Source organism: Actinomadura alba (assembly GCF_014323705.1).
Classification (GTDB): Bacteria; Actinomycetota; Actinomycetes; order Streptosporangiales; family Streptosporangiaceae; genus Actinomadura_C; species Actinomadura_C alba.
Window position 1 is genome coordinate 1 of record NZ_JABVEC010000008.1, and the last position, 13,511, is coordinate 13,511.

Below are 13,511 nucleotides of genomic sequence, written 5' to 3' on the forward strand. Positions count from 1 at the left end.
CCCCGCGAACAACTGCATGATCACGACAGTAGGGGGCCGACGACGGGAAGGACGCCTCTACCTAGAAGACGCACTCCCGCGAACTACTGCGTGATCACGAGTCTGGGTCAGGTGAGCACGGAGTTGAGGCGTTCTTCGCGGAGCCGGCCGGCCCAGGAGTCGTCGATCGGCTGGAGCTCCTGACCGACCGCCCACCACAGCAGCAGGTCGGCCAGGGCCGGGTTGCGCACCAGCGCCGGACCGTGCATGTACGTGCCCACGGTGTGATCCCGGTAGGCGCCCTCGTAGCCGTCGCCGTTGCCGACGCCCACGACCGTCTTGGCCAGCGGCCTGACGCTGGGACCCAGGTGCGTGACGCCCTGATGGTTCTCGAAGCCGGTGATCTTGGGTATGCCGAGCGCGGAGTCGACCTCGCCCACGATCTCGCCCACCGCCCGGCGCTCGCCGCGCCCGCTGCGGATGTCGAGCAGCCCGATGCCCTCGACCGGCTGTCCTTCCTCGCCGCCGAACTCCGTGCCCAGCAGCTGGTAGCCCGCGCATACGGCGAAGATGACCGAGCCGTACTGCGCGGCGCGCGCCAGCCCGCCGTCGGCGCGCAGCCGCTGGGCGGCGAGGATCTGCGGCCGGTCCTCACCGCCGCCGAGCAGATAGATGTCACCGTCCACCGGGACGGCCTCGTCCGAGCGCACGTTCACGGTCTGCGTGGGGATGCCGCGCAGCGCGGCCCGGCGCTCGAGGACGATGCAGTTGCCCTGGTCGCCGTAGGTGCTGAGCAGGTCCGGGTAGATCCAGACGATCTTGATGCGGTCAGAGCGCACGGCCGTACCTCGTTCGGATGTCCTGGAAGGCGGTGTAGTTGGCGATCACATCGAGCCTGCCGGGGGGCACCGCCATCACGGCCTGTTCGATGTCGTCGATGACGACGAAGTCGACGGCGGCGGCCTCGAGGCGAGCCGCGAGGTCGAGGCGGCGCTCTCCGGTCGCCCAGACCGGGCGGCCGCGCAAGACCCGGTAGTCGACGTCCCACAGCCACGAGGTGTCGCGGCCGTCCGGGCCCTGCGCGTTGATCGACAACGCCACCGGCCCCGGTGCGGGCTCCAGCACGTCGAACGACTCCAGCCAGCCGGCGGGGTTCTTCGAGAGCAGCAGCCGGATCTGGCGGCCCTGGTACTCAACTGTGGTGTAGCGACCGGCGACCGACTTCACCTGGCCGAGGAGCGGCATCGCCGCATCGGGCTGGATGCCGAACTGTGCGACCACCGCAAGTGCCATCGCCCCGTTGGACCGGTTCGCCCGGCCCGGGAGCTGCAGCGACAGATCGTACGTCCGGCCGCCCGGAGCGGTGACCCGGCCGCCGTGCAGGATCCAGTCGGGCTTGGGCCTGGCGAACGGGCACTCACGGCAGGCCCACGCCGCACCGTCACGGTCGAGCGGCCCGCCGCACTCGGGGCAGCACCAGGAGTCATCACGCCAGTGCTGGCCGGCGGCCACCCACGTGACGCTCTTGGCGGTCGACGCTCCCCAGGTGACCAGCGGGTCGTCGCAGTTGGCCACGACATGAGTGTCGACACCCTCGAGGGCCTTGCGCCACTTGCCCGCGAGCTGCCAGATCTCGCCCGCGCGGTCCATCTGGTCGCGGCTCAGGTTCATCAGCAGAACGACGTTGGCGCCGGTCTCCCGGAGCACCATCGGAACGTATTTCTCGTCACATTCGAGCACGCCGTACCTCGCGCCCGGCGCGGCCGCCAACGCGGAAACGTGCCCGGTCGGCATGTTGGCGCCGAACGCGTTGGTCGCCACCTCGCCGAGCCCGCTCATCGCCGAGGCGATCAGCCGGGTCGTCGTCGTCTTGCCGTTGGTGGCGCTGACGAGGACGAGATTGCGGTCGCGGGCCAGGCGGGTGAGCAGCTCAGGGTCGAGGGCGAGCCCGATCCGCCCGCCGATCACCGAACCGTCGCCACGCCCGGCCAGCCGCGACATTCGTGAAGCCGTACGACCAAGCGCAACCGCGAGTTGCGCGCGCAGCGGAAGATCGCTCATGTGCTCCCGATCTTTGTCTGGATGCCGTCTGAGGGGTGGCACTCAGATACGGCGATAGGCCGACTCTAGTCGCTGGCCGTGCCGCTTCGCGGCAATGGCGGCAATCATCCGAATGCTCCGGCGCAGGCGAACGGACGGTCCGCCGGCGCGCGCCGGGCCGCCGCCTCCGCGGCCCGGAAGACGCCGGCGAAGCGATCGTTCGGCGGGATCACCAGCGCCCGGGCATGGCCACCACGGATCAACGCCGCGTTGACGAACGTACGGCGGGCGGTCCAGACGTAGAGCAGGCTGCGGCCGTACCGGTCGTGCCGCTCATGGTCGGCGATGACATAGAGCACCGCGCCCGGACGAACCAGGCGGGACAGCGCGCTGCGCGCCGCGCGCCCCGCGCAGCCCGGCCCGTCCGGCGCGACCGGTGGCCCGGCGCGGGGAAGCTCGGGCGCGTCGACGCCGAGCAGGCGTACGGAGATCGACCGGCCACCGACCCGAACGACCAGCGTGTCGCCGTCCACCACCCGCACCGCGCGTACTCGTACGGCGTCCGCGGATGGCGCGATCCTTGATCCACGGGTCGCGTCACCGCGTTGAAGCGGTACGCTGCGCCCGTGCGCACGGGCGTCCCGCCCGGCTTGAGCATCGGGTGCCGGCTCATCCGCCGTGCGCAGCGCCACCCATAAGAGGGCCACCGGTACCAGCGCCACGAACACGAGGGCGACGAGTACAAGGAGCGCCTTGACCCGCAACCGACCACTCACCCGCGTACCCTCGCACGGAGCACCGACAGTCCCAGGTGAGCCCGCCGACGCGTCGGTTCGCTGGGCGCGCGGGGTCCGCGACAATGCCAGGATCGGACAGCGAAGAGATTTGCCGGACAATCTGAACAGCAACCCCAAAACACACGCGACGCAGTAGTTTGTCAGGAAAAGCGGCGACAAGGCGAGGTCTGAGAACATGCAGTGCCCGACGTGCGGTAAGAACACGCCTGGGACGCTGAGCAGATGCGTTCGTTGCGATGCCCCGGTCACTCAGCGGCCCGCGGATGCTCCGGCACAGGAGCAGCCGACGCAGGCAGGCCCGTCTTCTGACGGCGCGCCGCCCGCGGGGCCGGCGCAGTCCGAGCCGTCCGGTGAGGCATGGCACCCGGCACCGTTGACCGAAACGGCCCACGGCGGGCCGGGCGGCCCGGCGGGCACCGGCGGGAGCGGCCCGCAGCCGTGGACGTCGGATTCCGCCGCGATCGACCGGTGGGCCTCGGAGTCTCCGCTGACCGGCGGTTCGCAGCCCTGGACTCCGTCCACGGAGGCGCAGCCGACGCCCTCGGGCACCCCGGCGCACGGCTCGCCCGAGCCGTGGCCGCAGCCTCCGGGTCCGGGACCGGCCTCGGGGAACGCGCCCGGCGCTTCTCCCGAACGGCAATGGTCACCGTCCCAGGAACCGGCCCCGGCGAACGCGCCCGCCGCCGAGGCATGGTCGCCCGGCGGGCCGAGCACGCAGTCGTGGACCCCTCAGTTCGAGTCGGCTCCCGCTCCCGCACCCAATGGCACCGGGCCGTGGGCCACGGCCGAGCCGCTGCCCGAGCCCCTCTCCGGTCAGGTGTCGTCCGCGTCGGCCGGCGGTCCACCGGCCATGGAGGCCGACCCGTGGTACTCGACGCCACCGCCTTCGGCGACGCGCCCCTCCGCGGACAACGGAGCCCACGGCACCCCGCAGGCGTGGGGGCCCGAACCCGAGCCGACGCCGTCCTGGTCCCAGAGCCCCGAGCCCTCGCCGTCCTGGTCCCAGAACCCCGAACCCTCTCCGTCCTGGGCGTCGGAGCCCGACGCGACACAGGCATGGTCCGTCCAGCAACCGGCCCAGCAGCCGACCGCGCAGCAACCACCGGCCGAGCCGTCGGATGCCACACAGGCCTGGTCCTCGCAGTACCCCGCCGGACAAGGCCCGCCGGCGCAGTCCCCGCAGTCCCCGGCGGCACAGTCGCCGGCGGCACAGTCCTGGACGCCGGACGCCAACGCCACGCAGGCATGGAGCGCCCAGCCGGCGCCGGACGGCCCCGGCTCTTGGTCCGGTGCCGGGGATCAGCAGGGGACGGGTCCGACCGAGTCCATCGTCCCGGACTCGTGGTTCGCCGGCCCCCGGGAGGCCCCGCCGCCACCCGAGGCCCCTGAACGCTGGACGCCGCAGCCCGAGCCGATGAACCAGGATCCGTGGGGCCATCAGCCCGAGCCGATGAACCAGGATCCGTGGGGCCGGCAGCCCCAGGCCGACGGAGCGCCGGCGTGGGGAGCGCAGACGCCCGGCGGCATGGCTCCCATGCCACATCACGACACGGCGATGCTCGCCCCGGGCTACCCACCGCACGACGGGCCCGGTCATCCCCAGGAGGGGCATCGAGATCGGGCGAGCAGGCCGCTCATCTTCGCGGTGGCCGGCCTCGTGGCGGTGGCCCTGGTCGCGGTGGCCTTCGTGATGTGGCCGAGCGGCGACAAGGACCCCGAGGGGCAGCGCACTCCGGCGGCCGTGCAGTCGACCGCGAAGGCCGCCGACCCGGCCGCCCGGCAACAGGCCACGGCGGTCAACTCGCTGCTGAACCAGAGTGCGGTGAGCCGGGGCGAACTCGGGCGCGCTCTCGCATCGGCGAAGAGGTGCAAAGGGCTTCCGGCGGCCATCGGCGGCATGCAGCGCGTCGCGCAACAGCGGCAGCAGCAGGTCGCCCGAGCACAGGCGCTGAAGGTCAACGCCCTGGCCAACGGCACCCAGTTGCGCGCCCACCTGGCCAAGTCGATTCAGCTGTCACTCGATGTCGACCGCGCCTACCTCGGCTGGGCCCAGCGCGCCCAGGGCTGCAAGGGCAGGCCCAAGGCGGACGCCAACTACCAGCGCGGCGGCCAGCTCTCGAACCAGGCCACCATCTCCAAGCAGCGCTTCGCCGCGCTGTGGTCACCGGTGGCGAAGGAGCAGCGCCTGCGCCCGCGCACGGCCAACCAGTTCTGAGCACCGCGGGTCAGGCGCGCAGATGGACGCCGAGCTGTCGTACGGCCTCGGCCAGCACGCCGACCGCGGTGACGCGCGACGCGAGCCGCCTCAGCGCGTCCGCGAGCCGCCCGTCATCGCGGTCGCGCTGGCCGGCCTCCTCGCGGATGTCCGCGAGATCCCGTCGTGCCTTCACCGGTTCCGCGAGCGAACCCGCATGCCGGCCGAGCAGCCGCTCGAGCCGGTCCAGCGCGTCGACGACCTCGGGAGAGGTTCCACCGAGGCGTGCCATCCGGCCTGGAACACCGGCTTCCACTATGTTCAGCCCTGGGCTTTCGCCTGCCATGGCGGCGCCTCCAACGGAACAGGAAACGTCACATCAAAATTGATCGATGAAGGTCGACAGAGAGCCGCGAAGACGATTGCCGGGCGGCCCGAAGACGCACGAAAGGAAAGCCGCCGGATGAGGCGGAACATTCTCACAGCCCGCCGTCTCGATCCGCGGACACGGCCCGCAGAGACGGCTGGACCGCAGGTGAGAGCTGTGAGACCTCGTCATCGAATCCCCCTGGGGATACCGAATCTCATACCGAAGCGCCTGTCTTCCCCAAATCATACGCCCGGCTGAAGTGCCGTATCGGAGAACTCTTGCTAAGGCTTCGAGCCGCTCGAGGTAAACAGCCGTCCATAATCCGGCGGGCAGCGAAGCCGGTAACACGGGAATGAGATTGTTCATGTTTCGGAAAACTGCGGTGCCTCGTCGGAATCGACGAAGCGTGCGGGCCAGCTGAGCACGGGTTCGAGCCACGAGCCGACCCGCATCGTCTCGGCGACATGGATCAGTTGCTCGTCGACGTCCAGCCCGATCGCCACCACCGCCACGTCCGCCGCGAATCCCTCGTGGTCGTCGTCACCGGCGATGGCCGTCCGGGCGAGCGGCCGATTGTGCTCCAGTTCGGGCGAGAGCGGGTGCCGCCGAAGCGCCCACAGCCGGTGGCCGAGCTTCGCGTCCGGCTGTTGCTTCATGCCGGGCAGCGCGTAGTCCATCGGCGGTGCCAGGGCGTGCTTGTCGGGGGCGCTGCCGCCGTACGGGAAGAGGCGGTCCATCTCGTGGAGCCACCGCACCTGCGGAATGACCCAGGTGCCGCCGGGCAGGGAACCCGCCAGGCCGTACGTTCCACCGAGCATCTGCTGACCGACCGAGGCGACGGTCGCGATGAGGTCCTCGGGCCGGTAGGCGACCCGCAACGCCCGCGCCCGCCGGGTCACACACCGCTCCAGCACGGTGGCGAGCACGCATTCGCGGAGCCGCGGGGTCAGCCGGGACCACCCGCGGCCGAGTTCGGACGGCACGGCCGGCAGCGGGCGGTTGACCACGTGCGCCAGCACCAGGACGTCGGCCCACACCCTCAGCCAGGCCCACTCGTACGCCCCGGCAAGCAGGTCGGCCTCCCGCAGCTCGTACAGCGTGCAGGCCCGTCCGGACCGGCACTCGCAGCCGCAGGCGGCGGAGCGGCGGCCGTCGATGGGCGGCGGCGGGCCGGTCCTCGTCTGCTCTCGCCCCTCTCCGAGCGGGATGAGAACGCGGAGCGGGCGGTCCATCCCGTCCGCGAACACCGCCGCGACACCGGGTCGCAGTGACACGACCTCGCGGGACTGGTCTTCGTCGAGGTTCATCGCCGCCCCGACCTGATGGCGGTCGTCGAACGCGGGGAGCCGATGCACGACCTTGAGGGCGGTGTTCTTGATGACGTCCGGTACGAGCTTGGCCGGGATCTGCTCGGCGACGACGATGCCCTCGCCGTACGCCCGGATCTCGGCGAGCATCCCGGCGAACAGCTCGACGGCGTGCGCGCTCGCCCGCTCCGACCCCCGGTTGCGCAACAGGCGGTGCGCCTCCTCGATGACGATGACGTGCCGCAGACCTCCGGGCGGCTTCACCGCGCCCTCGCGCTTGGCCCGCATCCGCAGATGCTCGACGATCCGGATGATCAGCGTGCCCATGAGGAACGCCTTGTCCTCGTCGTTGGCGACGTCCTCGATGGCGAGAACGACGTTGTCGCGAAGCAGTCCGCCGATGTCGGCGGCGTGACCGCCCTCGAAGAACCGGCCGGCTGAGCCGATGCGCAGCGACCGCAGCCGTACGTCCACGAAGCCCTTCATGTCGGCCATCAGCTCCCGGCCGTAGCCGACGTCGTCGACCACCTGCAACGCGGCGTACTGGAGCTGCTCCAGCGTGGGCACCGAGGGTTCGACGAGCGACCCGGGCACACCCGCGCCGGTGACGACGTCCCAGCCGTTGGCCTCGTAGACGCGCTGGAGCGCCTGGGACATGATCTGCGGAAACGGCTCCTCGGCGTCGAACGCGGCCTGGAAGAGGGCTCGGACCATGTCGATGTGCGCCTGGACCGGGTAGCCGGGCTCGGGGGCGAGCGGGTTCACCGAGACCGGAACGGCACTCGGGTCGGACGGGTTGATCACTGTGACCGGCGCGCCGAGATCCTCGATGCGGCCCGCCATCGCGGCGTACTCCGACTTCGCCGGCTCGATCGCGAGCCAGGGGATACCCGCGCGTGTCAGCTGTTCGAGCAGGTGGCGTACGGTCTGGGACTTGCCCGCGCCGGTGGCGCCGGTCACGAACACGTGCCGGTTGATGGTGGATCGGGGCACCGTGAACGTGCCGACCTGGCGGTCCTGCCCATCGAGGATGGTGCCGAGGGAGATCTGCGCGGAGGAGTCTCCTGCGGTCTCGGAGGTGACGTCGAAGTAGCCGGCCTCGAGCACCCGTAGCCCGGGTACCTCCAGTCGCGGCAGCCCGGCGAGGGCCGCGAGGGCGCCGGCCGTGGCCACGAACGGAAACTGGAACTCGTTCTCGGCCAGCGCGGACCTCTGCTGGGCGGTCGCCGGCAGCGCGACCGGGCTCAGCAGCTCGTCGAAGCGCAGGGAACCCTGACCCGACCGCAGCCGGTACGGATGGTGACTCACCTCCATGGAGCCGACGAGCACCGGAGCGATCTGTCCCAGCTCTGTCTCGCTGGCGGCCCCCGCGAGGACGCGCACGTTCCACAGCCCCGCCTCCCGGAAGGCGTCGAGCTCGGCGAGCCGCTGATCGGTGCGCTCGGTGACGAGCCGCCCCTGCTCCTCTTCCCTTCGCCGCTGCATCTGCAGGTCGTACTGCAGATCGTGGATCTCTTCATCGATCATGCGCTCGTCGCAGGGATCGGCGACCACGAACCAGCCGAACGGCCGCCCCATCAGGCTGACGAGCGTCGACTCGAACAGGCCGGGCCGGTCGCGATCGCCGCGATGCTGGACGAGGCGGGGCGCGAGCCTGCCCGGGCAGCGCGTCCACACCATGTGCTCGGCCTGGTGCAGCCACTCGTCTCCGATCGCCACACCACGCGCGCCGTTCGGGAAGAGCAGTCCCTGCTGCTCGGTGTCGCCCGGTGCGGGCGGACCCGCGTTGGTGATGAGCTCGAGCGGCGCGCCGCCGCCCCTCGACAGCCAGCCGACGACGAACGGGCGTCCCTGCTGCGCCGCGGACAGCGCCGCGGGAAGCACTGTGACGAAGTCCCACTCGGCGGAGGAGATCCGCTCGGGGGCGGGAATCGCCTGGATGCGGTACCACGGCCCGGCAAGCGCGGTCACGGAGGCTCCTTCCGGTCCGCGGTCACGGGACCGCGGGGCCGACTGTGTCGAGCCCGGCGTTCTCGGTACCGCGCTCACCGCAGCATCCTGACGCCTCGTTGGGCGCCCACGCCAGCGAGCGGTACGACTTGGCCGGTGCGGTCCAGCCCGCCGCCTTGGATGCGGTGGCCGGGTACATGTGGACGGGTGTCCCTGTACGGGATCTCAGTGGCGCCCGGAGTGGGGTCACGTCGCGCGAACGGCCGGGGCGGCGGCGAGATCAGCGGCGGGATCAGCGCTTCCCGCGGCGGAAGTCGAGGCGTTCCGGCGGCGGGCCGAGGTTCGGCGAAGGCTCGCCAGGAGTGCCGTCGACCTGCCCCTCATCCGGCCGGCCGGGGGCGGCCGCGTGCCTCCCGTTCGACGGCAACGGCGGAGCCGATCCCGGTGCCCGTGGCGTACCGCCGCGTGGCGCGGCGTGGCGGGCACGCGAACCGGACGGTCGAGAGGTCCCGGTCCGGGTCTCCCCGGCGTCCGACCGCTCGCGCCCCGTCGCCGGCTCGCCGGAGTCCTCGGCGTCCGTGACCCCCGCGGCGTCCGTGACCTCCGCGGCGTCCGTGACCTCGGCGGCCTCCGCGACCTCCGCCGGCCGCAGTGCCCCGGCCTCGGCCTGCTCGCGCAGGTACTCCTCGTACTCCACCCGGTGCGCGGTGGGCAGGGTCATGATCCCGGGGTTGGCGTCGACGAGCATGACCCGCCGCCCGTTCGCGGTGGCATGCGTGAACACCATCGCCGTGGGCGGCAGTTCCTGCATCTGGTGCTGCTCGATCAGCAGCTCGCGAGATCGCAGTCGTCCGTCCGGGTCCGCGGACGTCTCCGGACCGGCCGCCGCGTGCGCGCCCTCGGCCCCGGTCGTGCCCGTGACGCTACGTCCCCAGGGTGTGGAGGCGTTGATGCCGTGCACGAGCGCCTCGTCGTCCTCCGCCGGTTCCGGCAGCGGCGACCACGCCGGGTCGGTGAGCGCGTCGGTGTCACGGGTACGGGCATAGGCGACCGTGCTGGCGTACGGGCCGCCCTTGAACCCGGCGACCACCTCGCCGGCCGCGTCGGTGACCTCGGCGACCAGCAGGCGCCGCTCGGAACCGATGTGCTCGGCGGCGACGCGGGCATCGTCGGAGTTGCCCAGCCGCATGAAGCCGACCGCGGCGTGACCGCGGCCGAGACGCTCCCGTACATGCGCGGGAATGGAACGGTACATCAGTACCAGGCCGGTACCCGTGGTCTCGCAGGCATCGATGAGGCGGTCGAGGACGTCACCCCGGAGCTTCTCCGCTCCGCACAGGAACAGAGTGTGGTCCCAACCGTGGCCCGCCGGCGACTCGCGCAGCGCATGGGTGATGGCGGTCGCGACATAGGTGCCGAGAACGCGGTTGGTCAGGACGCCCGCGCGACGGTCCATCGACACCACGTGCAGGCGGGACGGCGGCAGACGTACGGGCTCGGTGCCGAGCACCTCGAGCTTGCGCAGCTGGGACTCCAGGGTCCAGGCGCGCTCGATCACGACCTGGTCGGCGGCGCCGCGACCGAACATCGTGGTGATCCGGGCGAGCTGGGCCTCGGTGATGAGCCCGAGCCGCAGATCGTCACGCGGGTCGCCGACCTGGGCGAGCGCCCGGAGCGCCGCCGTGAGCTGCCGGATCGAGGCGGTGCCGCCGAAGACCACCAGGATGCGTTCGAGTATCGCGTTGTCGAACGACAGGTCACGGGTGCTGCTCTGCTCCTCGCTGGCGCTGACCACCAGGGAGAGCACATCGGCCATCGCCTCGGGGCCGAGATCCTTGGTCAGGTCGAGGCGCGGCAGGTCGGCGGGCAGCACCCACACCAGCGGATCGTCGCCGCGGTCGCCGGCCAGGCGCAGCAGGTCGTGCGCCACCGCCCCCTCGGACAGGTCGAGCACGGTGACCTGGGCGCCGGCGGCGAGCCTCGCGGCACCCATCATCGTCACGGCGGCCGACCAGCCCGCGAGCGTCCCGCCGACCACGTCGACGCGATCGGCTCCCGGCGGCACGCTGACCGGGTACCACTCCTGCTGGTTCTCGTAGGCCTTCCGGCGCCGGTCCCACTCGCGATAGGCGCGCGCGTGCTCCTCGTGGGCGGCGTTGAGCTCGCGCTGGCGGGTCTCGCGCTGGCGCTCCAGCCTGGCCCGCTCCTCGCTCACGCGCGACCGCAGCGCCTTCTCGCTCTGGTAGACCCCGTACCCGGTGATGAGGACGATAACGGCGCAGGCGAGCAGGCCCACTCCGGCGAACGCCCAGTGCAGCAGGCCGGAAAGCCAGGCCAGGATGAAGATCAGGGCACCGATGCCCGCACCGGCGGCCGTGATCTTGAGGTGCCGGTTGAGCAGGTTCTCACCGTGTCGCTGCGTGGCCAGCCAGGTCTGGCTGATCCGCTCGGCCTCAGGTGGCTGCGGACGGCGCGGTGGCGGTCCGGGATCCGGGTGCACCTGCGCGTAGTGCCAGCCGACGTAGACGCGGTCCGCTTGCGTTAAACGCGTCGTCGCTGACCCGCTCGTCACGTCGGTCACGTTCAGGCCTCTGGGCAGTCGGAATCGTCCACGTACAGCCTAAGAAGGTTTCGTAGTATTCGTATGCACTTCACCGTAATCAATGCGTATACCTGACTAAGCGTAGCAATCCACGCAAGGTGGTCACTACGCGAACCTGAGCGAGGATTCGTTCGCGGCCCCACCGCGCGGCCGGCCTGATTTACCCGAGGCCCATTCTTTGCGGCGCGGCCCTAATGGCCGAAAACCACTAATCGGACACAACAGGGGCGGCGAGACCTCCGCCATCGCCATCGGGCAGAGGCGACGTGCCGGAACCCTCAGCGGCTCGCGGGACCGCCTGTCCGTCTCGGAAGCTCCAGCCCGGTCGCCGCGCCTCACACGGTCCCATCCCGTTCGACCACTGGGAAGCGCCGCCGGGTTCCCGCGACGGCCCGCAAGCACCCCTTCCGACACATGACCCCACAGGGTGATGAACTATGCACTACCTGTAACTAAAAGTCGGCACTCTGAAGAGAGCATCATCACCACGTCGCAGAGGAGAGCGCCGATGTCGATCGACACGCACACGAACCGGGAGACCCAGTCACTTGACGCGCTGGCGGTGCAGCTCAACGCGTTGGTCGGCGTGCACGCCGAGGTCTCCGTCCGCGACGGAGCGGCTCCGTTCCTCAAAGCGACCAACAGCACGACACCTCTGCTCACCGAACAGATCACCGTCACCGGCGAGCACTACCGATGGTCGTGGGGTGAACCGGTCGGCCCGGTGTCCGACCCGATGGCAGCGGCGGCCCAAGTCGTGAAAGTCATCCGCGACCGATAGCGCACCCAGATCGGGGCGCGGCGTCACGGCATTGGCGCGTGGGACGCCGCGCCCCTGAGGAAGCCGTCTACGACGTGGACACGGCCTTCCCTGGAGCCATCCGACACTATGGTCGGCGGTCAGGCGCATCCCATTGGTCGGGTGAGCCCGGGTTCGGCTGCTGCCGTGGGGGTGGCGCGCCTTGGGGCGGCGCACCCTCACGCGGGATGAACTGCGGGTGAGCCGCCGGTGGCGGTACGGGAGCCTGCCCGGGTGGTGGCGAGCGCACGCCCTCGTGCGGCGGTGGGTACGGACCTCCGGACGGCGGATATGGCCCGGGGTGTGGAAATCCGGCGGGGGCCGGGCGGCGACGGCTGCGGGTGGTGAAGAAGACGATGAGGGCGATGATGACCGCCGCCGGAATCAGCAGAATGGCCAAAGATCGCCAAGCGGTCGGGATACTGCTGTTGGACTTCGACCCCTCGGCGGCGCTCTCCTTCTTGTCACCGGCCCACTTGTCATAACCGGCGAAGACGGGGTTCGGCGAGTTCTTGGGCACCTTTTCGGTGAGCGCGCGATAGGGTCGGATCAGCCCGTATCCGGTCTGGTTGTCCTTGCCGGGCGCGCCCACATCACGGGCCGAGGCGATGATGCGCTGCACCACCTCACGAGCCGACATCTTCGGGAACTCCGACCGCACCAACGCCACCGCGGCCGAGGTCAGTGCCGTCGACGAGCTCGTGCCTCCCGAACTCGTGTGGAACTTCCCATCCATGAGAACGCTGCCGACTTCGGCGCCTGGAGCCGCGACCGTGACATAGGGCTGCCGCTGCGTCTGGGCCCAGGGTCTGAACTTATAGTCGACGGCCCCCACCGCGAGCACCCCCAGACAGTTCGCGGGGTACATCGACGCGTTCGTGGTCGCGCCATCGTTGCCCGCCCCCGCGACGACTACAGCGTCCCGTTCGAGCGCATATCCCACAGCGTCCTGCACGTCAGTGGGGCATGCACCGGGCTTTGCCTGCGAAAGGCTGATGACCTTGGCTTTATGGTCAGCCGCATACCGGATCGCCGATGCGGCTCCTACTAGACCCTTCGTCACAATGGGCAGAATCTTCACGCGCGGTGCCACACCGACGAAACCCGTACCCGTCCCCTGTGCGGCGATCAGTGACGCCATTCCAGTGCCGTGCCCCGGATACTCGGCATCATCCAGGTCGTTGCGGCCGTCGCCGCCTCCACCGGTGGCATTGGTGCCGGGCAGAACCACACCTGAAAGTTCCGGGATGCTGGCCTGAACTCCGGTATCGAGGACCGCGACCGTGACCCCCTGGCCTTGAGTGATCGGCCAGAGCCGGTCCTGGACCCCCCACGTCGTGAACCACCACTGCTGTTCGAGCGGCCTCGGGTAAGCCGATGCCCAGCCAGGCGATGACGTCGCCATCACCATGAGCACGGCCAGGGCCGCCCCGACCGGCGCTCGACTTCGCAATCGCATCGACATACCTCACC

General features: G+C 70.7%; 10 protein-coding genes. 2 read left to right on the forward strand and 8 right to left on the reverse strand.

The window, feature by feature from the left end:
• Positions 1 to 107 precede the first annotated feature (107 nt).
• The 3 genes from HKK74_RS12560 to HKK74_RS12570 form a co-directional block, all read right to left on the reverse strand.
• Positions 108 to 818, reverse strand: a complete 711-nt coding sequence (locus tag HKK74_RS12560; RefSeq protein WP_187243357.1) for a type 1 glutamine amidotransferase — start codon at positions 816 to 818, stop codon at positions 108 to 110.
• Positions 808 to 2,040 carry a Mur ligase family protein gene (locus HKK74_RS12565; RefSeq protein ID WP_187243358.1) on the reverse strand — a complete coding sequence of 411 codons (1,233 nt, stop codon included), beginning with the start codon at positions 2,038 to 2,040 and terminating at the stop codon, positions 808 to 810. Before HKK74_RS12565 ends, HKK74_RS12560 begins: the two co-directional genes overlap by 11 nt.
• Positions 2,041 to 2,144: 104 nt before the next feature.
• Positions 2,145 to 2,795 carry a thermonuclease family protein gene (locus tag HKK74_RS12570; RefSeq protein ID WP_187243359.1) on the reverse strand — a complete coding sequence of 217 codons (651 nt, stop codon included), beginning with the start codon at positions 2,793 to 2,795 and terminating at the stop codon, positions 2,145 to 2,147.
• 394 nt (positions 2,796 to 3,189) lie between these two features.
• On the opposite strand from HKK74_RS12570, the gene HKK74_RS12575 reads away from it, so the two are divergent.
• Positions 3,190 to 5,031 (forward strand): hypothetical protein, encoded by a 1,842-nt coding sequence (locus HKK74_RS12575; protein ID WP_187243360.1) that lies wholly within the window; start codon positions 3,190 to 3,192, stop codon positions 5,029 to 5,031.
• Positions 5,032 to 5,041: 10 nt separating this feature from the next.
• Here HKK74_RS12575 and HKK74_RS12580 read toward each other — a convergent pair whose 3' ends face one another.
• The 4 genes from HKK74_RS12580 to HKK74_RS12595 form a co-directional block, all read right to left on the reverse strand.
• Positions 5,042 to 5,356, reverse strand: a complete 315-nt coding sequence (locus tag HKK74_RS12580; protein ID WP_187243361.1) for a hypothetical protein — start codon at positions 5,354 to 5,356, stop codon at positions 5,042 to 5,044.
• Between the two features lie 386 nt (positions 5,357 to 5,742).
• Positions 5,743 to 8,658 carry an ATP-binding protein gene (locus tag HKK74_RS12585; RefSeq protein WP_187243362.1) on the reverse strand — a complete coding sequence of 972 codons (2,916 nt, stop codon included), beginning with the start codon at positions 8,656 to 8,658 and terminating at the stop codon, positions 5,743 to 5,745.
• Positions 8,659 to 8,680: 22 nt separating this feature from the next.
• Positions 8,681 to 8,836: a hypothetical protein gene (locus HKK74_RS12590; RefSeq protein WP_187243363.1), complete on the reverse strand. Its 156-nt coding sequence runs from the start codon at positions 8,834 to 8,836 to the stop codon at positions 8,681 to 8,683.
• A gap of 93 nt (positions 8,837 to 8,929) precedes the next feature.
• Positions 8,930 to 11,218, reverse strand: a complete 2,289-nt coding sequence (locus HKK74_RS12595; protein ID WP_187243364.1) for a coiled-coil domain-containing protein — start codon at positions 11,216 to 11,218, stop codon at positions 8,930 to 8,932.
• 529 nt (positions 11,219 to 11,747) lie between these two features.
• On the opposite strand from HKK74_RS12595, the gene HKK74_RS12600 reads away from it, so the two are divergent.
• Entirely contained in the window at positions 11,748 to 12,020 is a 273-nt protein-coding gene (locus HKK74_RS12600) for a hypothetical protein (protein ID WP_187243365.1), read from the forward strand.
• 106 nt (positions 12,021 to 12,126) lie between these two features.
• Here HKK74_RS12600 and HKK74_RS12605 read toward each other — a convergent pair whose 3' ends face one another.
• The gene (locus tag HKK74_RS12605; RefSeq protein ID WP_246491504.1) at positions 12,127 to 13,497 is read right to left on the reverse strand and encodes a S8 family serine peptidase; all 1,371 of its coding nucleotides are present in this window, start codon (positions 13,495 to 13,497) and stop codon (positions 12,127 to 12,129) included.
• Positions 13,498 to 13,511 lie beyond the last annotated feature (14 nt).

Excerpts from the sequence above, each read along its gene's own strand:
- HKK74_RS12565 (WP_187243358.1), bottom strand. The coding sequence starts at position 2,040 with ATGAGCGATCTTCCGCTGCGCGCGCAACTCGCGGTTGCGCTTGGTCGT.
- HKK74_RS12580 (WP_187243361.1), bottom strand. The coding sequence starts at position 5,356 with ATGGCAGGCGAAAGCCCAGGGCTGAACATAGTGGAAGCCGGTGTTCCA.
- HKK74_RS12590 (WP_187243363.1), bottom strand. The coding sequence starts at position 8,836 with ATGTACCCGGCCACCGCATCCAAGGCGGCGGGCTGGACCGCACCGGCC.
- HKK74_RS12600 (WP_187243365.1), top strand. The coding sequence starts at position 11,748 with ATGTCGATCGACACGCACACGAACCGGGAGACCCAGTCACTTGACGCG.
- HKK74_RS12605 (WP_246491504.1), bottom strand. The coding sequence starts at position 13,497 with ATGCGATTGCGAAGTCGAGCGCCGGTCGGGGCGGCCCTGGCCGTGCTC.